Here is a 20,840-nt window from a genome sequence, read left to right as displayed (position 1 = left end):
CAAAAGGTGACGAGAATCGGTCACCAGCAAACGACTGCTTGAAGAGTGAAAGACGACGAGATGGAGGTGTGAAAGCCGGGCCGAGGGCCGTGCGGCCGCCGACCGCACGCAACAACGAGAAAAAGCGTGCACGGCTGGCCTTACCATCGGGCGCCATGGACAAGACCACAAGCCGCAAGGAGGCGCGTCGGCGCCTGATGGAGCGGCAGCAGAGCGTCGCTGAGGCGCGAGAAGCACGCGAGCGAGCCAACATTGGCGACTTGACGGAGTTCACCGTGCGCACCGCACAAGTGGACGAAGTCGATACCTGGCTGGCCGATCGAATCGAAAAGCTCAAAGGCGAAGCCGACCGCAAGCGCCAGGTGCATCGCACAGCGGCAGGGAAAGCGTTGCACGCGATGCGTCTGCGCGGTGAGACGCTTGCCAGCATCAGCACTGCGACCGGGTACAGCGTGCCTCGGCTGCGCGAATACCTGAAGTACGCCACCGAATCTGCGGACAGCGAGAATGCGGAGGCGCCGAGCACCGGGGGACAGGTCCTCCCGCTGCCCAACCGGACGCCAGTCGATGAGGACGGGACGCCGCCAGGCGATGCCGCCGTGGGCGCCCAGTAACGCAGGGGATCGAAGATGTTGGGCAACGGTAGAATTCAGGCGGCGACACGACCTCGGGGACGTTCGCAACCGCTACCGTTGCGCGTCGACCCCATCGAGCACGCCGAAGAAATCGCACGGTTCCGCAGTCGGATTGTCGCAGGCCCACTCGATAGCGACTGCTGGGTGTGGAGCGGCGCGTTGAGCGACGACGGGTACGGCGTTTTTCGGATAAGGCGCGACGGGGTGCGGCGGGTCGTGCGCAGCTCGCGGTACGCATTGGCGCTGTCACTGGGCGGGAAGATTTTGGCGCCAACAATTTTGGCGCTACACACCTGCGACGACCCGGTCTGCGCCAGGGTGACTCCGCTGAACGACGTGGAGCGCGGCATCGCCGAACACGTAGTCGGTGGCACCCAGCGCGACAACATGGAGCGCATGGTGCGTATGCGCCGCGGTGGCGGAAGGCCGGCCATCATCGCACGCGGTGCCGGTGTCGCGGCGCGAGCAGAACGCTCACGCGCGATCCGCGCGGCAGTCGCCGACGGCTGGGACGCGGACCGGGTGTACGCGGCCCTGCTCGGTACGGCGCAACCGACGCTGTGGTGAACGCGCGCAGCACCGGTCGTTCGCGCGACCGTTGCGCGTCGCACGAACGGATGACATAGACAACGAGTCCGGGGTATCCGCCACTTTGTGGTGGGTACCCCGGACTCGTTGTGCCGGTTGTGTTGTGTGGCTACGGGTTCGGAGTGGGCGCGGCCTGGTCGTCGCTGTAGTGCGCTTCGGCGAGCTGGCCGAGCACCCACGTGGTCAGCTCATCGGCAGACCCGGCGGCGACATCGACGTAGCCGTGCAGCCAACCATCGACGAGGTACTCCTGCCGTATCCAGGTCACGAAATCCTCGGGCGCAATGCGCTGCAAGGTGTTGGCAGCGCGGTCCAAGACGGCGCGGCTGATGCCGTTGCGTTCGGCATTGGCGTAATGACCTTCGACGCTGTTGCCGGCGTGACGGTCGGCCAGGAGCTGGTGGGCCAGCTCGAAGATGTAGGGGCGGTTGTAGCTCATGGCAGGACCTTTCTGGCGTCGGTGAGTAGTTGGTTGGCTTGGTCGCAGATGTTGGTCAGGTACAGCCACAGCGCGTCGCGCGGCTCGTCGGCGGGGTCAGGGTAGGTCAGGTGGGTCCAGCCGGTGGTGAGTCCGGGTAGGTCCGGGTTGCTACGTGGGCGCACGATCAGGACGTAGCCGGGTCCGGGTGGGTCGTCGGCGGCGATGAGTTGGAGCTCGACGCGGCGGTCGCCGACGATGGGGCCGATCGCGGCGGCTTCCTCGACGAGGCCGCCGAGCAGCGCGGCCGGTCCGGGCTGCTCGCGCCTGGGCAGCTGGTTTTCGAAGGTGTCGGCTTTGAGTTCGATCCAATCGTCGAACGTGGCGCTGTCTACACGGAAAGGTGCCAGCGGCGGCGTTGTGGTGACACCAGGGGCGATCATGCGGCCGTCGCCTCCTGCTCGGCGAGCTCGATGGTGGCGGTTGTCACGACGCGCTGCTGCGCCAGGCACAGCAGGTCGTAGCTCCGGTGCGTGGTGGTGACCTGGTTGGGTATCGGCTCGCAGTCTTGAGCGCTCAGGTAGTCCGCGAGCGCGGCGGCGGCGGCCTCGGGGTCTGGGTGGGTGCTCAAGACTGCGGGCCGGTGGGCGGCCTGGTCGATCGTCAGTCGGTACATGGCGTGGTTCCTTCCGGTCGTTCAGGCGATGTCGGCCAGGTCGAGCAGCGCGAGCTGTGGTTGCAGTCCGCGTGCTTCGGCGATGATGTCGGCCATCGACAGGTCGGCGCGGAACTTATGGCCGGCGGCGGCTTCGACGGCGGCGTACTGGTCGGCCAGGGCTGGGTTCATGCGCGCGGAGCACACGAGGTCGGCGCGGGAAGCGAGGACGCAGAATCTGCACGAGAGGCGAGTCATGCCTGCTGCGTAGGCGGGGTGTTGCCGTGTGCCGGCGGTCGTGATGCGGTCCCACACGTCGGCGACGCTGTAGTGGTGGATGGGGTGCCAGTCGTCTACGTGGCGACGGCCATTGGATGCGGACGGGTTGGCGGCGTACGGGGCGCGGCGGGCGCGGGCGGTGCTTTCCTCGCCGCGCAGCCCCATGACGTTCAGTAGGCGCACGGGGCGGCCGGTGACGCGGCCGCTGTCGCGCAGTTCGGCAACCAACTTGGTCATCACCTTGCGGATGGGGCCGCGCTTGTGGTCGGAGGTGCACCAGCGGCGGGCCGCGTCGGGCCACATGCCGCGCTGGGCGACGCGCTCGAGGATGGTCTCGGTGTGCCCGTCGGCGGCGATGCGGCCGGTCAGCTCGAAGCGCAGACCGTAGTGCGCGGCGTGTTCGGCAGCGAGCTCGGTGACGCCATCCCATTCGGCGTCGCCCAAGTCGGCGTGTACGACCACGATTCGCTCGAGTACGCCTGCGGCGCGGGCGTACTCGACAACGACATCGAGGGCGGCCTGTGAGTCCTTACCTGCGCTGGAGTTGACGAGGATCACGTCGTAGTCCGACAGGTTGGGGGTGGGCGCGCTGGTGACGGTCGCGGCCCGCGCGGTGTCGCTCGGCGTGGTGCCGGGTTCGTCGGCGGCGCAGCTGAATGACAGGTGGGCGGTGGTCATCGTGGTCACCGCCGGGCCAGGTTGCTGGAACTGGTCTTGGTGGGGTTGCCGTCGTCTTTTCCGTCGGCGCGCAGCATGGTCACCATGTGGCCTTCGGTCGCGGTGACCTGGTACACGACGCGGCCACCTCGGTGGGTGACGTGTTGGCCGACGGGGAATGACATGGTGATCGCTTCCTGTGGAGTCCGGGTAGTCAGGCGGGCTGGTGGTGGGGTCCCGGTCCGGCGGCGTTGACCGGCATGGACCCTTCGAGGGTTCGTTCGTTGAGGATGGCCAGGATGGCGGCGGATGCGGCTTTGAGGTCGCGCGCGCTGTCCGGCTGGCCCCACTGGGTGGCCAAGGCGCGCAAGCGCTGCAGCGTGGCCGTGAAGGGCCAGGCTGCGCGGCTCTGGTCGGACCGCATGAAGGACATGCGGATGCCGACGGTGATCAGTTGTGCCCGTGCGGCTTCGAGTGCGGTGGCCAGGTCGCGATGCAGGGCATCGGAGCAGTAGTACTCGTTGCGGGCTCGGGCGATCAGGTCGCTCGCGTCGGGCAGGTCGTCGGTGGGCAGCGTGGCGAGGGGCCAGTCGAGCAGGTCGGCGAGCAGGTCTTCGCGTCCGTGGCTGCGCAAGTGGTCGGCAAGCGCCATCACCGCATGATCGGAATGATCCGGTGCGAATGACACGGTGGGCTGATCGTTCGCCCAGCCTTCGTTGACGTGCCGATCGTTCGGAATGCAGTGCACGATGCTGTAGTGAGATTCTGAGGGCGTCGTTCCGGACCACTGTCCTTTGCGGCCGCCAAAGCTCAAGATGTGCTGCTCGGCGTCGTCGAGCGCGGCCCGCTTGTCTGAACTCCCATGTATTTCATAGCTTTTGAGGGGCACCAGGGTGACGCCTACATGGGTGTAGCACCGCTGCATCAGCATCCAGTCGTGATCACCCTGGTACACAAACTCGTGGGTCGTCAGGGTGGTTCGCAGGGGCCTGCCCGGGTGCAGCATTGGCGCACTGGATGCGGTGGCATCTGACTGACGCAGCTCGGTCTGGCCCCCGTCGCCGTTGCTGACTTGCGCGTTCATGCGGGCACCGCCATGGCCTGGTTGACGATCGCCTTGATCCGATCGGGGCGGAAGCCCGACCAGTGCTCGTCGCCGGCCACCACGACCGGGGCCTGCAGGTAACCGAGTCCCAGCACGTACTCGCGAGCTTCGTCATCGATGCTGATGTCGACCTTCTCGTAGGCGATGCCCGCCTTGTCGAGCGCCTTGTAGGTGGCGTTGCACTGCACGCAAGCCGGCTTGGTGTAGACAGTGATCGTGCTGTTCATGATGAACTCCTAATTGGTCTAGCAAACTGTTGTGGTGTGCTTCAATTGTATCGTATGTATGCAGGTCAAGCACTATTTGGAGAGATATTCTTAGAGTATTTTAAGCAATTCGTTTCTGTGTGTTTGCTTTTGAACTATGGCCCGCGAATCCGCCATATTGCATTTTAATAGGTGGGCGATTTTTCCTTTTCCTTGCCATTTCGGAACTGGCGCCGATGCCAACCGCGGTCGCTTCGGGTACCGGAGTGCTAAGACAGGTCGTCGAACAGCGACAGCTGGCGGCTCGGCCGAACTGCAAGAACCCGATCGCGCCAGTTCAGGGCATATTCAAGGCAATTCGCGCATGATGAGTGGGTGTGTCCGGGGAGGGGCGGTTCCCTGCGGGCCTGGTACGACCATGCGAGTGAGTCGGATGTGTAGATCTTGCGGCCGTAGAGCCTGAGGCCACCTGCTTTGACGCCGAATGCGTGCAGGGGCATGCCTGGGCCGCGGCGCAAGATGGTGGAAATAACGGCGTCGATTTGCGAACTGGCCTGCCGACGGCACACGGAGCCGACACCGACTATTGGATAGTTTGTTAAATCGACCCCGTATTGTTCGTACATATCGAGGCACCGCAAATAATCCTCTGGCAACCATCCTTGGATTACTGGCATGTACGGATTGTCGTAGTCCCTGCCGGTCCACAGGTCCTGGAGCTCGACGAAGTTTTCGACGGTGCGCCGCTGGTGGTCCTGGACTGTGAGACCGGTCTTGGCCAGCATCTCCGGCTCGCACATGAGGTCAAGCGGCGAGACCCATGACAGTGAACCGATTTCGTCGTCGTACCGGCGAACAGCTCGGTTGTACTCGCGCACTGTCAGTCGCCATTCGCCATAGAGCGACAGTTCGGAGAATGCGCCCGAGTCCAGTGCCCATTCGGCGGAGGCGCGGGGCAGGGTTTTGCGGCCGGCCAACCGGCGGTGCGAGATGAACAGGGGCACACCAGCTGTGGCGAGCCAGTGGGGCATGTGCGAGCCGAGGTAGAAAGTGTGCATCGTCAGGTCCTGTTAGTAGTGGTCGATGCCGAGGCGGACTGTGTAGGTGCCGTCAGCGTCGAACAGGTGGTGCTCGTGGCGGCGGCGTCCGCGCAGCGCGAGCCCGATCAGGTCGGGGAGTTGTTCTGCGGGGGCGGTGTGGTGGGTGACGCTGGCTAGTCGGGTGCACGAGTCCACCTCGGGGACGGCCGGGGCGGTGGACGCGACGGTATCGGCGGCGCTGAGGTCCAGGGGCGGGGCGCCGGCCTCGGGTGGGTAGATGGACACCTGCCAGCCGATGTGTCGCCCATCGGCTTCTGCCGCCACACGGCGGGGGCGCGGGGTGACGTCGCAGTCGGCATCGGTGATCCAGATGAAGTCGCCCCCTTCGAGCCGCGACTCCAAAATCATGATGCCGCCGCCAGAGTTGAAAATTGTTGGGGTGAAGCCGAATCGGTGCTGGACCTGGGTCAGGATGTCGTCGTAGCCGTGCTCGTAGGCGCCCATCGGGGTCTCCTTTCGTGGGGTGTCGGTCAGGAGGGGATGTCGCCGGTAATTGCGCGGCGCGCGTGTACGTCGGGGACGAACTGGGCGACGAGCTCGTCGGCGATGTCGATCAGTTCGCGGAGCTTCTCGCTGATTTCTGCGCGTTCGTGGGTGGACAGCAGCTCTTTGGTGCGCAGGTCGTTGATCCGGTCCCGGGCTGGAAACCAGTCGATCAGCAGGTTTTTGACCGCTTCGGTGAGTACCGGGGCGGTCGCGGCCGGGGGGGCAGGTGCCCGGCGGTGGCCGGCATCGGCGGCCACGGCGCGCTCGGCGGTGCGGCGCACTCGGGCGACGTGTTGGTGGGCCTGGGCGTCGGCGATGCAGTCGGCACGCACGAGGGAGTGGTAGCGCGCCCATCCGGCCTCGTCGTCGACCTGCCAGCTGTCGGCGAACACGTCGTCGACGTCGCGGTAGCAGTTTCGGCAGACGACGCTCGGGGTGCCGTCGGCAACGGAGCCTTTGCCTGAGGCGCCGCAGCAGCTGGTCAGGTAGTAGAAGTGGCCTTCGAAGTAGGCCAGCGTGATCGGCACGGTGGCCAGGATGGCCTGGCCGTGTTCGTCGGTGGTGAAGGCCGGGCTGGAAGCCTTGGCGGACATCGTGTTTGGTCCCTTCGCGGTGCTGGGGGTGGGGGTGTGGAGGAGTTGCGCCGGGGGTGGGGGAGGCTGGGTCACCCCACCCCCGGGAAGCTGTCTCAGGCGGCGACGGTCTCGCGGTGCAGGGCGGCGCGCAGGCGGTTGGCGATCCATTCGCCGACCTGGGGGGAGACGGCGTTGCCGTAGCCGTCGACCTGGTTGCGGGCCGATCCCCAAACCACGAAGGTGCCCTTGTAGTCGTTGAAGTCGACGTCGAACCCGCATCCTCGGCCGATTTCGTGGGGCGCCATCATCCGGAAGTAGCAGTCTTCGAGCGGCAGGTCGGCGAGCATGGCGCGCCATTCGGCGGTCATCAGGGCGGTGGTGTCGGCGGCGGTGATGGTTCCCATCGGGTCCGTCAAGGGGTGCGGGGCCGTCTCGTTGCCGGTGCTGCCGTTCTGCTTGAACCAGCCGCCGAACAGGACACCCTGGGTGACGGCCGACCCGACGACCGTGCCCATCGGCTCGTCGAGCGGGTAGCTGCGGTACTTGGCTTCCTCGATGGAGCCGTTGCACTGGATACGGCCCGCTGCGGTGAGCAGCCCGGGAATCTGGTCGGACGTCACGGTCGGCATCGCCTCGGCCTGGGTGGTCGGAACAGTGTTCTGGCGGAAGGGAACTACACCGGCTGACAGCAGCGACAGTGTCTCCGAACCGCCCTGCGTGGGCAGTGGCTCATCTGTGCCGCGAGGTGCTCCCTGGAAGTTGTTGACCGCCAGTAGAACGGCCTTCTCGTGCGTCGAGGTGACGGTGTCCATCGGCTGGGTGATGTGCTTGCCGTCGCCGTTGTGGCGGTGGGCGACCAGGACCTGACCCGTCACCGCAACCGAAGGGGTCAGCAGGCCGGTGGCGTTGGTTGCGGTCTGCGCCCACAGCGGCTCGCTGAGGTCGCGGCTGCGGCAGGTGGAACCGGGCCGTTCGAAGGTGTGTCCGGCTGCGGCGACCAGGGCCCCGGTCGACAGGATCGAGGTTTCCTGCTGGCTGGTCTGGGTGGCCATCGGCTGCCACGGGTGGCGCTCGGTGCCGTGCAAGGCCTTGGCCGGCATCAGCACGGCCGGGAACTCGGCGAACCGCTGGCGGCAACGCTCGGCCCGGGCGAGGGTGGCCCGAGCCAGCGGCGAGCGGTATTCCTCGCCGGTCTTCTTGTCCTTGATGGTCTTGAGCGGCATGTCGCCAATGCGCTGGCCGAGGTTGGTCAGGTCCATCGCCGCCAGGGACGGCGTCACACGAGGGACCACAACTTTCCTGCAGGAGGGGCAGCGGTATTCGTACTGCTTGCCGTAGCGCACCGACCCGGTGGGGGGCACGCCGGTTTTCCAGGTCCACACGGCCTCGACGAGCTTGTCGCAGAAGCTGCACGTGGTCAGGGGGCGGTGGTCCAGGTCGGGGGCAGGAATCTTCTTGTCCCAGAACGCGATGTACAGGCGGTCGCGGGACTGGGGAACTCCGAAGAACATGCTGTTGAGGTAGAGCACGCGGTGGTTGTAGCCGAGCAGGTCGAATTGCTTGAGCCACCAGCGGTAGGTGCTGCCGTCGCCGACCTTGCGCTTGCCTTGGATAGCCGGTCCCCAGGAGGTCAGCTCGGTAGTGCACTCGACCAGGATCAGGCGCGGGTGGTGCTGGGCAGCGTAGTGCAGAACGCAATTCGCGGTGGCCCGGTCACGCTCGGAGCGGGTGACGCTCTCTTCGAATTCGGTGTCCTCCAGATCGAACAGCGACAGGCCCTGCTCGTAGGCTTTTTTGGTGTTCGCCTGGGAGTGGTTCACGCAGCTCACTCCTGCGGCCAGCAGATCGGCTTTGGGCAGATCACGCACGGAGTGGTAGGCCGTGGACTTGCGGTCAACCAGGTCGGCGATCCAGTGTTCCGCTTCGGGGTGGTTGGCCTCGTGAACGGAGATCTTGTATTCGTTGTGGTTGGCCGTTCTCTTCCCCCAGCGACACCTGTTGGAGATGCATGGCTGATGGCCGGAAGTCAGGCACGATGTCTCAACGGCGGGGTGTTACGAGGAACGGAGGAGTCTGGTGGATCAATACGTTGGCGAGGGCTGGTGGCTCGAGTTCTACGATCGCCGCAAACCCTTCGCGACTACAGATGGGGCGGCTGGCCTAGTTCCTTCCGAGATGGCTCGACAAAATGGAGCCATCGATGGCACACCGTATTTCGTTGGCCCTGACGGTCGGGCCGATGCACGGATCAATCTCTTCTGGCGCGACCCATCAGTGAGAGCGATGGCGACGGGAACGCAACGGCGCTATGCGTTTTCGCTTCGTGTGTGGCTGAACTTCTTGAACGCGATCGGTGTGCCGTGGGATCGGGCCGACGCAACGACGCTGGGTGATTTCAAGATTTGGCGCATGTCCGCCGAAGCGGCGGAACGTCATGTGGCTGCGAGTTCGTTCCAGTTGGATCTCGCTGCGATCAGCCGCTTTTACGAGTGGGCGGCCGCCACATGCGACGGGGTCAGGAGTCCTGTCAGGTTCCGGCAGGTCTATCACGCCAACCACCATGAACTGGTTGAGGAGCGAGAGGCACGCCCCGCTGGGATACGGCGGGCCGATGTGAAGTGGTTGACACCGTCGGCATTCAGGCTTTGGCGCGACGTTGGGCTACGGGGCTTCACAACGGGAGGTCTTCCCGGCGAGTCGTGGTCGGGCACCGTCGAAGATCGCGACGTCGCGTTCGTTGAGGGCTTGTTCGGAACTGGACTGCGGTGCGGCGAATGGTCCAGCGTGTTAACGGTCGAGCTCCCACAAGCACCCGACCGTCGCCTGTATCGCAGCTGGCTTGCCTCTGCGTGTGCGAAACGCGGTGCAGGAAGGCCCTATTGGCTACCGAAGCGAGCAGCGCAAGCTGCCAATTTCTACCTCGGTGAGGGAGGTCGTGCCGAAGCGGTCGCGTTCGCTCAATCAAAGAATCTGTACAGCCGGATTCCAGAGATCCTCATTGTCGAGGAGTTCCGCGATGGAGAGGTGACCGTCCGCAGCGCTGATCAACCACGTCGCATGAATGTGGATGCGCTGTCACCACCGAAACGCATGCGTCTGTTCCGAGAGACCGACTGCGGGCTCGAGCCATTGTGGTTGTGGCTCAACAACAATGGCCTGCCACGACCAAAGGCTGCATGGAGCAAGACGTTCGCCGTCGCGAACGGCCGGGTGACACGAACTTTGGAGAAATCAGACGGAAGCTCGCCGCAGTTGTGGGCGCGTCCGCACATGCTGCGACACAGCTTTGCGTTGCGCTGGTTTTCGGTGGCGACATTCGTTGCCTGGGAACGCATGTCTGGGCTCACGGTGGCTGAGCAGCGCGATTTCCGTAACCAGTTGGGCGATGTGTGGTTTCTTCTGTCCACTTTGCTCGGTCATCGCAGCGTAGAGACGACTCGAAACATCTACTTGGAGCCGTTCCAAAGCTTGCAGGTCGACCAACTGGTGGCCGTGATGGATTCCGATGACCGGGCGGCCCTGGAGCGACTGATCGGGGTCCTCAGTGCGAATGAACCTCGCGTGTTGTCGGTAACCGGGCCGTGAGTGCCCGGCGGGGCCGTAGCGCGGCATTGCCTTCCGCGTCGTGGAAACCCGAGTCCCGGCGTGACGGGACGATGTTGCTGTTTGTTAGCGAGGACGGCAGCCAAAAGCTGTCCGTCGATTTTTCGAAATATCCTGTGCCCCAAAGTATTCAGCTAGAACTGGCAACCGGCGCTGCAACCGCTATCGGGCCGATGGGCACCTGGAAGCGTCTTGGGACGGCGAAAAACATCCCGCCGACGGTTGCGATCATCACGCGATGGATTGCTACGACGCGGCCTGAACTCACGACGTTGGCCGATCTGACTGTCGCGGATGCACGCATGCTCGCCCTCAGCGACCCCGACAGTCGCCGGTTGGGGACGATGCGCGCCTTGTTCCGTTATTGCGCCGAAGTGCCAGAGGAGGTGGTGTATGAACTTGCGCGCCATCGTATTCCACGTCCGGATAGTGCTCGGGAACCGTACACCGACGCCGAGCTTGAACGTATCTGTTCGGTCATGCGTAACATCGCGCGCGAAGCCCAGAATCGAATCCGCACACATCGTGCATTGATCGCGGATCTGCGGGCAGGCCGCCTGGATTCCCTGCCTGATAGTGACCCACAACGGAAGTTGGCAGTGGCGTTAGATCACTGCGAGCGAACAGGCGATCTACCTCGATCAAAGGTCACTGGCGCTCCGAGCACGGAGGCGCGCCGCCTTGCACAGGGCATCGGGCGGGGCCGGCCAGGATTGATGGCGCTCATTCACCTAACGACAACGGAGGCTTGGGCGTTGGCGGTGCTGTTGGCCGCACTCACCGGTTTCAACGCCTCGGTACTGAACACATTGCCAGCGCGCCACCTTCGCGCAACCGGCGACGATGAAGCCGTTGTTGCGCTCGTAGAAACCAACAAGCCGCGCCGTCGAGCCAACGCCAAGGTGACGCTGCCGCTGACATCGGACTCCTTCGATGGGCTAAAGCCGTCCCTGACGACACCCGTCGGGGTATATCTCACCGTGCTTGAACTCACTGAGCTGACCCGTAAGCAACTCGGTACCGATAATGCGTTTGCTTTCTTCACCGGTAAGCACTACACCGGCAAAAAGAACAGTAAAGCTGCACCATTCCGCGCGGGGTTACCTAATTCGATGGGCCGCATTCCCGACTGGGTGGCGCCGTGGCTGACCGGGGACGCGGTCGTCGATGAGATGTTGTCCACGATCAGTCTCGACCGGCTGAGGAAAACCCGGATCGAGATGTCTCGCGTGCCCATCGGGCAGTCTCGCTCGATGCACCACCACTATTTGCGGCGCATGAAGAAAGTCCGTGAAGAGGGCTACGGCATCGTCCAAGAAGCACTCAATGACCAGGTCACCAAGGCGTTGGCCCGCCGCCAGATCACCGTCACACCGGAGCCCTCCGCGGCCGAGGCCGCACCGTCGTCGAACGACACTGTGCTGGGAGAGTGCAGCGACTTCGAGCATTCGCCCTTGGACAACGATCGCCCGTGCCGGCAGGCATTCTTGACATGTCTGGATTGCGTGAACGCCCGCGCTTTTCCCCGCCATCTGCCAGCCCAGCTGCTGGTCGCTGATCGGATTCGCGACCAGCAAGCCGAACTCCCTGCCGAAAACTGGATTCGCCGTTACGCAGGCCCGCTGGCCCAGCTCGATGACATCTTCACGTTCTACACCCCGGCGCAGATCAACAAGGCACGTGCAGAAACCACGGACAAGGATCGGCAGCGTGTTGATCACCTGCTGCGAGGAGACTTCGACACGCCATGACAGTTCCGTTAGCGCCAGATGCGGCCGCGGTCATCGCCGATATCGCGGTGACACCCAATAGTGTTGTGCTGCAATCCCGTTCATTGAGGCCCGAGATCGATCGCGACACGTTGTCCGTTTTCGGCGATACGACATGGAACCTTGACCCTGGCATCCCTGATCGTCATGCTGCAACGTTGACGATTCGCTGGAGTACCTACCCCGAACGACTACGACCGAGCGTAAAGCTGTACGTCTTTGCCCTGCTCAATGTAATCGACGACGCGCCTCGTCTGCCGTTCGCGCGCAGCCCGCACCCAGAGGTGAAGACGATCGCCGCTGACCTTCCCTTTTTGCGGGAGTTCCTGCGGTGGCTCGATGAGCGCGACATCGCTCGCTTTGCCGACGTCACGTCCGATCACCTCGATGACTACCGCCTGCACGTTCAGCAACTCACCAAGACAACCGCATGGCGCCGGCGGGCTCTGCTGGCCGTACAGCGGCTGCACGCCTACCGTGATCATCTACCCGAGGACTGCCGGCTGCCTTCGCCGCAACCTTTCGGGCCCACCACCGCCGCCCGACTCGTCGACGATCCCGGACCCGGAGTCATCAATCGCACACCCCGGATCAGTGCCGATGTGATGGAGCCACTCCTATCGGCCGCGCTGTTCACGGTATCGGCGATCGCGAAAGATATCGCTACCGTCACCAATCGCCTGTTGACGATCCGCGGGATCGCACAGTCTGTGGCATCCGACGAGCGCCGGTTGCTGGCACGTGAGTTCTACCGATGGCCAACGTTGATCGATCAGATCGATCGTTTGATCCCCGCGATGATCGACAACAACCTGCCTGTCCCTGCGGTCCGTACCGCTGAGGGGCTCGTGCCCGACGCCGTCGGTTTCAGCGTGGCTGCGTGGGTCGACCGCGACACGATACTCAATTCTGAGGTGCGGAATCGATTGGTGGACAGTGGGCTTCCTTTCAAGCGGGACTGGCTCATTGTGAGACGATTCACCGCGCTGAACGGCCGATGGCGCAATCGTCCACTCGATGTTTCAGAACTTCTGCCCGTCATCCACCACGTCGTCACCGCATGCTTTCTCGTCATCGCGTACCTATCAGGGGTTCGTACGGGCGAGGCGCTCAATCTGCGCCGCGGCTGCATCACCCGCGATAAGCGCCTTGGTCTGATCTTCATGTCGGGCGAGCAGCTCAAGACCACCCCGGAACGCCGCAAGCGTTCCCCTGCAACCATCCCCTGGGTGGTGGCCAACGAAGTAGCCGACGCCGTAGCCGTCCTGGAATCGATCACTCCCGGCGATTTGCTGTTTCCTGGCGGGAAAATACGCTCCGGGAACTGGTACGAGTCCGCTTCCACCAAGCCGCGAACTCCAGGAAAAATCAATGTTGATCTGCGTGAATTCATCATGTGGTTCAACAAGGAAATCGCGCCGGCCACCGGCCATCCCGCCATCCCGGCCGATCCCGACGGCGACATCACCGCGCCGCGGCTGAGGCGGACGCTTGCTTGGCATATCGTGCACCGGCCCAACGGAATCATCTCTGGGGCAACGCAATACGGGCACGTTCGCACACAGATCATGCAGGGCTACGCCGGGTTGGCCGATGCGGGATTCACCGGTGACCTCGACTTCGAAGCACTGCTGCTACGCGCCGAGCAACTCCATGACGATGCAGAACGCTTACGCAACGGCGAACACGTCTCGGGACCAGCGTCCGACAGCTACCGCACACGCCTCGATGGCCGGCCCCAATTCGCCGGCACGACGATCACCAGCGCAGCCCAACTGCGCAGAATCGGGACAAACCCGGCGTTAGATATCCACCACGGCGCCCTCCTCACCTGCGTCTACAGGCAAGAGACCGCCGCCTGTCGGGACCGAGGCGATGAAACCGGCCCTGACTGGGCGCGTTGCCGCCTCTCGTGCGGCAACATCACCTATACCGACCGCGACATCATCGCCGTGCAGAAAACCGTCGTCACCCTCAGCGAACAGGCCATAGACCTGCTGCTACCAACACCGCTACGCACCCGCCTGAAGCAACGTTGTCAACGTCTGCAACTGGCCATCAATACCCACACAGCCACCAACGAATCGAACTGATCAGAGAGGCAGAGATGTTGGCAGACAACGACATCGAACGGAAACACGTCGAGGAAGCCATCGACCGCCTCATCGCCGGCACCCCCCTGCACACTACTGGCCACCACACCGTCGTGGCCCTCGCCAAAGAGTCCGGAGTCCAACGCACACGTCTCTACGAACAGTACCCCGACCTCATCGCCGACTTCAAACAACGTGCACAACAGGCCATTTCACCGCGGCTCATCATCGCGACAAGCGACGAGCTCACACAAGCACACCAGCGCGCCAAGGAGCTTATTGCCGAGAACACCCAACTCCGCCAGCGCATACGGACACTCTCGGCCGTGATCGCCGAACTGTCGATCGAGCGCGACCAGAACAATGTCGTCCGCCTCCGTACCTGACCTTGCGGGCTGGCGTGATTCACTCGTTCGCATGTGCAAACGGGTAGTCAATTGGGCTGCGGGGTTCGCAGCACGTCGGTGGCCACACGCGTTGATCCTCGCGACGGTGTTCGTCTCTGCTTTCTTTCTCACGTACGGACTCGCGGCGCATTGGGGCTCGTCACAGTGGGGCAGCTACGGTCAATGCGTCGGGAGTGCCTCCACGTTCGTAGCCGTTGTCATCGCACTGCGTGAGGCCCTACGCGGGCAGCGTGCCAGGGCAATTGACCATGAGGTAGCAAGACGGCGCGAGAACATGAAGGCTGTTGCCGACGTGTGGACAGGCCTAGCTCAAATGTCCTTGTATTTCATAAGTTTCACCGACTACCTGCAGAATCTCCCGGAACAGTTCAACCCGAACTTGCCGAGGCAAGATAACGTGCCTGCGGACCATCCTGGGGAGGCAATCGCCTTCGACATTGGGTTGCGCGTCGAAAAATTCGTCATCAAGTGGACGGAACTCGTTGAGCCACCGTTGTTTATCGCACTCGCGCTATTGAAAAACTCCCCCCTCGATCAATCAATGAAGGAGATCAACACCGGCATCCGCGACATCATGGAGAACGAGCTCCCGAAGGTTCTTAAGATCGAGGTCGATGGACGACGCCCTGACATCACGGAGTTGGACAAAAGGTGGGGCGACGTTCTACGGAATCGCGAGGAGCACTTGAATCTTGCGCGTGCACATTTCGACATTGATCTTAAGACTGTCGAGACGGACATGCGCTACTGACCACCGCGACTCGCCGGCTTTAGCTGCCGCCGAATGTGAATCCGAGCTGTCCGTCCACGTCCTCGGTCTGCTGGTCCTGGTTCGGCGGCCGTGTAGTTGGGGCGGCGCCAGGCGTCGTTGGCGGTGGGGCCACGCCAGGTCACTCCGGCGATGGCGAGGCCGGTGTAGCTCGCGACCGATTTGGCGAGGATGGCGTTGAGTAGGTCGGCCTGGGCGGGCTCCATCTCGACGAGGCGATTGATCACCGACAGCGGGTCGATGAGTTCGCCGTTCCACACGGTCGGCCAGGTCGTGGCGTTGAGGTCGTCCAGGGAGCTGGTGCGGCGGCCGGCGGGGTTGGCTTTGCGGTAGTTGAACCAAGGATTTGACGATTTCTCGGCCTCCGACAGTGTAGTCCCAAACCTCTTGCGGGACAGGACCGAATGAGCCTCCGCCGAGGTGGATGGTGGTGGTGTCGGAGTCGGGATGCAGCAACCGTAGCGTGCAGCCTCCTCGATTGTTGAAAATGGTGCACATCAGGGATCAGCCGAGAGAACACGATGCCGGGACCGTCGCTGATCGGATGTGAGTGAAGTTCAACGATGAATATTTGTTTGGTGATCCGTACGGCGGCCCACAGCGGCGGGCGCGGAAAGTCAAGGAACCGGCTGTCCGCGACGATCCATTGGCGGTCGAAGGACCGATCGCCGTATCGCCCGACGCACGCTTTGCGGTGTATGCGACGTTTTCTGCTGCGAACGGACCGCGGCGATGCAGCGTTTGGCACAACGGGAGCAGTCCGCACTCCCCGCCATTCGACCGATAGGATTCCGCTCCTCGGAGGATAGTGTCGTACTCGACGGTCTGGCAGGTCTGTCTCTTGAGCCAGCCGGTCCGCGTGCGTAGGTCGGCGGATTGCTGCTGTAGCAATCGTTACCACAGTTGTGTGGTTTCTTCTGCTACGGTTCTGGTCGTGACCGCTCGCGGAGTGATCCCACCCTCAGAGCTTGCGCGCCTCAGGGCCGCCGCCGATAACATTGGCGTCGCCGGCGCCGAGCTAAAGGCTGCAGTGTGCGCCGCATGGGAGGCTGGTGGCTCGGTACGAGAAATTGCCGACGAGCTCGGCAAATCAACCCGCACGATCCAGGACTGGATCCGCGGAAGCGATCCGCGATGACCTCTTTTGAAAGAGGCCAGCGAGTGCGGGTCGACGCCGCAGGCGTCCCAGAATTCGCAACCGTGCGCTTCGCTCTGCCCGGGGACGAAGACGGCTCCTGGGACCTGATCCTCGTTGACGATCAAGACCGCCGACACGAAGTGAACCTAGCGGCCGGCGACACCACCACCGTGCGGACCCTAACCTCGGACGGCCATGGGAATTCCGCCCGTGTACTCGCCGCCATGTGGACCCAATGGATGGACGCCGCCGCAACCAACGCCGAGACCAGCGCGATGGCCGCGACACCGCTGAAACCCTTTGCACACCAAACAACTGCGGTCTACGGCGCAATGCTCCCGCAACCACTACTGCGCTTCCTGCTCGCCGACGAACCCGGAACCGGCAAGACCATCATGGCGGGCCTGTACATCAGGGAAATGCAACGCCTCGGACTGGTACGCAGGGCGGTGATCGTGTGCCCCGCCAACCTCGCATCCAAATGGGTGGACGACTTCGACCGCCTCCTCGGCGGCGGCCTACGACAGATCACCGCCGCAACCATCCGCGAAGATGCGCTGAACTCCAACGATTTATGGGTGGTGTCCCTGGAGCTGGCGGCAGTCAACCCCGCAGTGCAGGATGCGCTGCGCCCAGACAAGGCCGGCTGGGACCTGGTGGTGTTCGACGAAGCCCACCGCCTCACACCCACCGCGGCGGGCTTCCACCAAGTCGGGCGGCTGCTGGCCAAGAACACACCGCGAGCACTACTGATGACCGCCACACCACACCGTGGAAAAGAGTGGCTGTTCCGGCACCTGCTTCACCTCGTCGACCCCGACATCTATCCCGACCCCGGCTCCGACCCGAACGTGCCGCTGTCGGTACTGCGGCCCGGACCAATCCACTTTCTGCGGCGCATGAAGGAAGACCTCGTCGACTACGACGGCAAGACACGGCTGTTCAAGGGCCGCACCGCGCACAACCACAACGTGGCCCTCTCGCAAGCCGAATTCGGTTACTACCAAGCCGCTTTGGACATGGTCGAACAGTTCTTCCCACCGACAGCGCAACCCCTGGCCCGCATGGTCTACGGCAAGCGAGCCGCGTCCAGCCTGTTCTCCCTCGCCGAGACCCTGCGCCGCCGCTCGTCGCACATGGGCGAGATGAGCGAGGCCGAGGCCGCGCTGATCGCCGAAAGCGACGGCCACGGCGACGAATCCGAGGTCGACGAAGCCAAAGTCGTGCACACCGCCTCGACGTCCACCCGCGCCGAGCGGTCGGCAATCAAGGCGCTCGTCGAACGCATCGACGCCACCATCGCCAACCCGGACTGGCTGCCATCGAAGTGGCGACGGCTGGTCGATGACTGCCTCGTCAAGCACAACATCCTGCCCGGCAACGGAGAACAGGCCGTGGTCTTCACCGAGTACGCCGATTCGGCACAGTGGATCGCCGACCGGCTACGCACCGAGGGATACAGCGCCCAGTTGTACTCCGGCCGGCAAAGCAAACCCGACCGTGACGAAGTGCGAAAAGCCTTCATGCGGGGCGATTTTCAGGTCATCGTCACCACCGACGCCGGCAACGAAGGCATCGACCTGCAAGCAGCGCACGTCCTAGTCAACTACGACATCCCATGGTCACTCGTCCGGTTAGAGCAGCGCATGGGCCGCATCCACCGAGTCGGCCAGACACGCGAAGTGTTCCTGTACAACCTGGTGGCCACCGACACCCGCGAAGGCGACACGCTCCTACGGCTGCTCGACAACTTCGTAACCGCCGCCAACGAACTGCACGGGCAGATGTTCGACAGCCTGTCCGCCGTCGCAGAGATCACCGGCGTCGACTACGACCGCTGGCTGACCGACCTGTACGGCAACGACGACACCAAAAAAGCAGCCGCCAGGGACGCCGCCCGGGCCGTACAAGCTCAGGAACTAGCCCGCGCAGCACGCCAGGTCCGCGACAACGAACGCCGCCTGGCCAGCCAGGTAGACGCCGTGGCGGCATTGACCCTGCTGCAGCGCGATCTGTTCGCACGCATCAACCCCGCGATCGTGGAGGCCTACCTCGATCGCCTCTCAGCAGCCGGCGTGCTGTCGGTGACACCCACCGCCGCCGGCCCCGGATTCCGCCGACTAGCCGCCACCCATGGCGTCCTGCCAGCCGGTCTCGGCGGCCGCGCCGATGTCCACGTGGCCACCAGCGGCGAGGCCGTAGCCGCAGCCGCCGGCAGCATCGACATCGGCGACACCATCACGCTGGGACCGGGCGAGCCGGCGTTCACCGACCTGATCGCCATGGCAGACCACGCTCTCGCCGAAGACCTCTATCAGTCCGGCGCAGTAGAGGACCCTTCCAGCCTGACCCCCTACGACCTGTTCGCCTACGAGGCGACGATGACCGAAAGCGACGGCAAACGGGCCAGCGTGTGGGCCACACTCGTCAAAGTCGACGACAGCGCCCACGCCCGCGCCGTGCGCTGGGAAACCCTCGCCAACCTCGTACCCAGCGACGCGGCGGGCACCGCTGCCCACCCAGCCCGCGAAGGGGCCGCCATGAGCGTGGCCTGCGAAGTCGCCGAAGCCACCGTCGCCGAGCACCGGCGGGTCCGATCGGACTGGTTCGCCCAAGCCCGCAGGGATTTGAACAACCTGCCGGTGAGCTTGACCGAAGACATCGCCGACCGCGACACCCGAGTGGCGTTGCGCCGGCAGTTCCAGACACAGACCGCCGCCCGCGTCGCCGAATTGGAGCGCCTCACCGAGGTGACACTGACTGAACCCAAACTTGTCGGCAGGATACGAGTACTCGCCGCCGCCGACGCCGGCGTCCAAGCCGAGACGGACGCCGAAATGGTGTCGATGCGCCATGTGCGGCAGCTGCTGGTCGAGGATGGGTGGGTGGTCGACGACGTGCACACCGAGGGCCGCGGCTACGACCTCGAGGCACGCCGCCACCAGCAGGTCCGCCACGTCGAAGTCAAGGGCGTGATGGGCAGCGCGGCCAGCAACGGCATCCGAATGACCGGTAACGAGGTGCTGATCGCGACCCAACATCGCGGCAACTATTGGCTCTACGTCGTCGACGAATGCGCCGACGGAAGGGGCCGATTCTTCGGCGCCTACGCCGACCCGGCAACGTTGTTCTCCACCGACATGACCGGGGATGCGATCTTCCGGGTGCCGGGATCGAGTTTGAAAAACGCACCAGGAAGCAACGTATGACGAAGATGATCGAGCGATGGTTTCCCTGCGCGGAAGTCTCACTCAACAGTGATCGCGGCTGGGGCTCCGGTAACGCCGAAATCTCGTTGTTCATGTGGTTCGCGAAAAGGCCTACCGCACAAGCAAAAGCCGCCACCATCTGCTCCCTGCTGAACTGGCCGGATGACGAGCAAGAACAAAAAGATCTGCAACAACTCGTTCGCGCAGCAATGACCGGCCGGTACGCCGAGTGGAACCGACTGCGCGAAGAGATCGCCAAATCCAATCCAGAAGGAGCCGCCACGCTAGACCCATTCGTTATGCGCAATCTGGATGTCTCACGAGACACTCTCCTGGAACTAGGTCGCAGAATCGCAGCAGCGTGACTCCGGTCGCTCACTTCGTGAACTCGCTGATCAATTTCCCGAGTTTCTCACCGTTGCGCTGCTTTACTTGTGTCCAGCGTTGAGGTGGGATCGGGTCAAGATCCGAGCCGAGATCACCGGAGATGAGTTGCCCGAGTGGAACTCCAAGCCGGTCTTGCATCGCTCTCGCATATGCCCAAGGGCTGGTGCTGTCAGAGCCCAGGCTGTACCAGATAGTGATGGGGTCAGCTCCGCCACCGCCGTCATGCCGCGAGGCCGCGCAGCCGACGCCGATTGTCTCGCGCACTAAGGAAGTGAACCGTTGACGCAAGTTATCGATAGATTGCCTCTGTTGTAGTGCAGCCAGTTGCTCCTCATAACTGCGGCGGTACTCTCTGGTCGCGGAAGCCACTGATGCAGCCAGTGTTTCGGCTTCACCACGAGCTGTTGGGGGGCCTAGTTGATCGACGTCGGCAAGGCTAGTGATTAACGCTGGCGGTGTCCGATCCGCTCGAACCGCTGCTACGGGGCCCTCGTTCCCTGGCGAGAGAACAAGTGCACTGTCGTCGGGTAGGTGTTCGCCGGCGTGTTTGTCTAGGACCGGGTTGAGCCGCGGGTGACCGTATGTGGCCAAGGCAGTCCATGACTGGGGGTCGCGAGACGCGCGGGATGGCGTCCAGGTGACAGGCCGGTTTACGTCGTCGAGGACCGCGGCGAACCGATCGACCAGTACGTCCCTCAGATCCGCGTGCGTGACTGGCGATGGCGGGTAGACGGGCAGCGGCAGAGGGTCTTCTGCCAGTG

The 20,840-nt window shown here is 63.7% G+C and carries 23 protein-coding genes; 10 read left to right on the top strand and 13 right to left on the bottom strand.

Going from position 1 to position 20,840, the window contains the following annotated elements; translation table 11 throughout:
- Positions 1–155: 155 nt before the first annotated feature.
- Both A7G45_RS31790 and A7G45_RS31785 read left to right on the top strand, forming a co-directional pair.
- Complete coding sequence (locus A7G45_RS31790; protein WP_260943413.1) at positions 156–614, top strand: hypothetical protein; 459 nt, start codon at positions 156–158, stop codon at positions 612–614.
- 225 nt (positions 615–839) lie between these two features.
- Complete coding sequence (locus A7G45_RS31785; RefSeq protein ID WP_260943412.1) at positions 840–1,202, top strand: hypothetical protein; 363 nt, start codon at positions 840–842, stop codon at positions 1,200–1,202.
- A 130-nt stretch (positions 1,203–1,332) separates the two neighbouring features.
- Here A7G45_RS31785 and A7G45_RS31780 read toward each other — a convergent pair whose 3' ends face one another.
- The 11 genes from A7G45_RS31780 to A7G45_RS31730 all read right to left on the bottom strand — a co-directional run bounded on the left by A7G45_RS31780 (position 1,333) and on the right by A7G45_RS31730 (position 8,734).
- Positions 1,333–1,662, bottom strand: a complete 330-nt coding sequence (locus A7G45_RS31780) for a hypothetical protein (RefSeq protein WP_260943410.1) — start codon at positions 1,660–1,662, stop codon at positions 1,333–1,335.
- Positions 1,659–2,084 (bottom strand): hypothetical protein, encoded by a 426-nt coding sequence (locus A7G45_RS31775; protein WP_260943408.1) that lies wholly within the window; start codon positions 2,082–2,084, stop codon positions 1,659–1,661. Before A7G45_RS31775 ends, A7G45_RS31780 begins: the two co-directional genes overlap by 4 nt.
- Entirely contained in the window at positions 2,081–2,317 is a 237-nt protein-coding gene (locus A7G45_RS31770) for a hypothetical protein (RefSeq protein ID WP_260943407.1), read from the bottom strand. Before A7G45_RS31770 ends, A7G45_RS31775 begins: the two co-directional genes overlap by 4 nt.
- Before the next feature lie 21 nt (positions 2,318–2,338).
- Positions 2,339–3,253 carry a phosphoadenosine phosphosulfate reductase domain-containing protein gene (locus A7G45_RS31765; RefSeq protein ID WP_260943406.1) on the bottom strand — a complete coding sequence of 305 codons (915 nt, stop codon included), beginning with the start codon at positions 3,251–3,253 and terminating at the stop codon, positions 2,339–2,341.
- A 5-nt stretch (positions 3,254–3,258) separates the two neighbouring features.
- Entirely contained in the window at positions 3,259–3,417 is a 159-nt protein-coding gene (locus A7G45_RS31760) for a hypothetical protein (RefSeq protein ID WP_260943405.1), read from the bottom strand.
- Between the two features lie 29 nt (positions 3,418–3,446).
- Complete coding sequence (locus A7G45_RS31755; protein ID WP_260943404.1) at positions 3,447–4,316, bottom strand: hypothetical protein; 870 nt, start codon at positions 4,314–4,316, stop codon at positions 3,447–3,449.
- Complete coding sequence (gene nrdH / locus A7G45_RS31750; RefSeq protein ID WP_260943403.1) at positions 4,313–4,564, bottom strand: glutaredoxin-like protein NrdH; 252 nt, start codon at positions 4,562–4,564, stop codon at positions 4,313–4,315. Before nrdH ends, A7G45_RS31755 begins: the two co-directional genes overlap by 4 nt.
- Positions 4,565–4,812: 248 nt before the next feature.
- On the bottom strand, positions 4,813–5,601 hold the full coding sequence (locus A7G45_RS31745) for a deazapurine DNA modification protein DpdA family protein (protein ID WP_260943402.1): 789 nt from the start codon (positions 5,599–5,601) through the stop codon (positions 4,813–4,815).
- A 12-nt stretch (positions 5,602–5,613) separates the two neighbouring features.
- The gene (locus A7G45_RS31740; protein WP_260943401.1) at positions 5,614–6,087 is read right to left on the bottom strand and encodes a hypothetical protein; all 474 of its coding nucleotides are present in this window, start codon (positions 6,085–6,087) and stop codon (positions 5,614–5,616) included.
- Between the two features lie 26 nt (positions 6,088–6,113).
- Positions 6,114–6,722 carry a hypothetical protein gene (locus A7G45_RS31735; protein ID WP_260943399.1) on the bottom strand — a complete coding sequence of 203 codons (609 nt, stop codon included), beginning with the start codon at positions 6,720–6,722 and terminating at the stop codon, positions 6,114–6,116.
- A gap of 95 nt (positions 6,723–6,817) precedes the next feature.
- A complete protein-coding gene (locus A7G45_RS31730; RefSeq protein ID WP_344257708.1) occupies positions 6,818–8,734 on the bottom strand; it encodes a DNA cytosine methyltransferase in 1,917 nt (638 codons plus the stop codon).
- A 46-nt stretch (positions 8,735–8,780) separates the two neighbouring features.
- On the opposite strand from A7G45_RS31730, the gene A7G45_RS31725 reads away from it, so the two are divergent.
- The 5 genes from A7G45_RS31725 (at position 8,781) to A7G45_RS31705 (ending at position 15,327) form a co-directional block, all read left to right on the top strand.
- A complete protein-coding gene (locus tag A7G45_RS31725; RefSeq protein ID WP_260943395.1) occupies positions 8,781–10,289 on the top strand; it encodes a site-specific integrase in 1,509 nt (502 codons plus the stop codon).
- Between the two features lie 71 nt (positions 10,290–10,360).
- Positions 10,361–12,058 (top strand): hypothetical protein, encoded by a 1,698-nt coding sequence (locus tag A7G45_RS31720; protein WP_260943393.1) that lies wholly within the window; start codon positions 10,361–10,363, stop codon positions 12,056–12,058.
- Positions 12,055–14,169 carry a site-specific integrase gene (locus A7G45_RS31715; protein WP_260943391.1) on the top strand — a complete coding sequence of 705 codons (2,115 nt, stop codon included), beginning with the start codon at positions 12,055–12,057 and terminating at the stop codon, positions 14,167–14,169. The genes A7G45_RS31720 and A7G45_RS31715 overlap by 4 nt, the downstream gene beginning before the upstream one ends.
- A gap of 17 nt (positions 14,170–14,186) precedes the next feature.
- The gene (locus tag A7G45_RS31710; protein WP_260943390.1) at positions 14,187–14,555 is read left to right on the top strand and encodes a hypothetical protein; all 369 of its coding nucleotides are present in this window, start codon (positions 14,187–14,189) and stop codon (positions 14,553–14,555) included.
- A gap of 106 nt (positions 14,556–14,661) precedes the next feature.
- A complete protein-coding gene (locus A7G45_RS31705) occupies positions 14,662–15,327 on the top strand; it encodes a hypothetical protein (RefSeq protein WP_260943388.1) in 666 nt (221 codons plus the stop codon).
- Here A7G45_RS31705 and A7G45_RS31700 read toward each other — a convergent pair.
- Positions 15,321–15,605 (bottom strand): hypothetical protein, encoded by a 285-nt coding sequence (locus tag A7G45_RS31700; protein ID WP_260943385.1) that lies wholly within the window; start codon positions 15,603–15,605, stop codon positions 15,321–15,323. The genes A7G45_RS31705 and A7G45_RS31700 overlap by 7 nt on opposite strands.
- A complete protein-coding gene (locus tag A7G45_RS32835; RefSeq protein ID WP_377042090.1) occupies positions 15,569–16,093 on the bottom strand; it encodes a type ISP restriction/modification enzyme in 525 nt (174 codons plus the stop codon). Before A7G45_RS32835 ends, A7G45_RS31700 begins: the two co-directional genes overlap by 37 nt.
- 60 nt (positions 16,094–16,153) lie before the next feature.
- Here A7G45_RS32835 and A7G45_RS32830 point away from each other — a divergent pair, with 60 nt between their 5' ends.
- The 3 genes from A7G45_RS32830 (at position 16,154) to A7G45_RS31690 (ending at position 20,057) form a co-directional block, all read left to right on the top strand.
- Positions 16,154–16,483, top strand: a complete 330-nt coding sequence (locus A7G45_RS32830) for a helix-turn-helix domain-containing protein (RefSeq protein ID WP_377042089.1) — start codon at positions 16,154–16,156, stop codon at positions 16,481–16,483.
- Between the two features lie 62 nt (positions 16,484–16,545).
- Positions 16,546–19,692 (top strand): helicase-related protein, encoded by a 3,147-nt coding sequence (locus tag A7G45_RS31695; RefSeq protein ID WP_260943384.1) that lies wholly within the window; start codon positions 16,546–16,548, stop codon positions 19,690–19,692.
- Positions 19,689–20,057, top strand: coding sequence for a hypothetical protein (locus A7G45_RS31690; protein ID WP_260943383.1), 369 nt, complete (start codon positions 19,689–19,691; stop codon positions 20,055–20,057). Before A7G45_RS31695 ends, A7G45_RS31690 begins: the two co-directional genes overlap by 4 nt.
- The last annotated feature ends 783 nt before the right edge of the window (positions 20,058–20,840 follow it).

Origin of the sequence: Mycolicibacterium llatzerense, from assembly GCF_025331195.1 — a bacterium.
Classification (GTDB): Bacteria; Actinomycetota; Actinomycetes; order Mycobacteriales; family Mycobacteriaceae; genus Mycobacterium; species Mycobacterium llatzerense.
Note: the sequence above shows the minus strand (reverse complement) of the source record. Positions and strands in the feature narration are given on the sequence as shown.

Excerpts from the sequence above, each read along its gene's own strand:
- A7G45_RS31720 (WP_260943393.1), top strand. The coding sequence starts at position 10,361 with ATGTTGCTGTTTGTTAGCGAGGACGGCAGCCAAAAGCTGTCCGTCGAT.
- A7G45_RS31735 (WP_260943399.1), bottom strand. The coding sequence starts at position 6,722 with ATGTCCGCCAAGGCTTCCAGCCCGGCCTTCACCACCGACGAACACGGC.
- A7G45_RS31745 (WP_260943402.1), bottom strand. The coding sequence starts at position 5,601 with ATGCACACTTTCTACCTCGGCTCGCACATGCCCCACTGGCTCGCCACA.
- A7G45_RS31690 (WP_260943383.1), top strand. The coding sequence starts at position 19,689 with ATGACGAAGATGATCGAGCGATGGTTTCCCTGCGCGGAAGTCTCACTC.
- A7G45_RS31775 (WP_260943408.1), bottom strand. The coding sequence starts at position 2,084 with ATGATCGCCCCTGGTGTCACCACAACGCCGCCGCTGGCACCTTTCCGT.
- A7G45_RS31760 (WP_260943405.1), bottom strand. The coding sequence starts at position 3,417 with ATGTCATTCCCCGTCGGCCAACACGTCACCCACCGAGGTGGCCGCGTC.
- A7G45_RS31715 (WP_260943391.1), top strand. The coding sequence starts at position 12,055 with ATGACAGTTCCGTTAGCGCCAGATGCGGCCGCGGTCATCGCCGATATC.
- A7G45_RS31755 (WP_260943404.1), bottom strand. The coding sequence starts at position 4,316 with ATGAACGCGCAAGTCAGCAACGGCGACGGGGGCCAGACCGAGCTGCGT.
- A7G45_RS31790 (WP_260943413.1), top strand. The coding sequence starts at position 156 with ATGGACAAGACCACAAGCCGCAAGGAGGCGCGTCGGCGCCTGATGGAG.
- nrdH (WP_260943403.1), bottom strand. The coding sequence starts at position 4,564 with ATGAACAGCACGATCACTGTCTACACCAAGCCGGCTTGCGTGCAGTGC.
- A7G45_RS31780 (WP_260943410.1), bottom strand. The coding sequence starts at position 1,662 with ATGAGCTACAACCGCCCCTACATCTTCGAGCTGGCCCACCAGCTCCTG.
- A7G45_RS31740 (WP_260943401.1), bottom strand. The coding sequence starts at position 6,087 with ATGGGCGCCTACGAGCACGGCTACGACGACATCCTGACCCAGGTCCAG.
- A7G45_RS31770 (WP_260943407.1), bottom strand. The coding sequence starts at position 2,317 with ATGTACCGACTGACGATCGACCAGGCCGCCCACCGGCCCGCAGTCTTG.
- A7G45_RS31765 (WP_260943406.1), bottom strand. The coding sequence starts at position 3,253 with ATGACCACCGCCCACCTGTCATTCAGCTGCGCCGCCGACGAACCCGGC.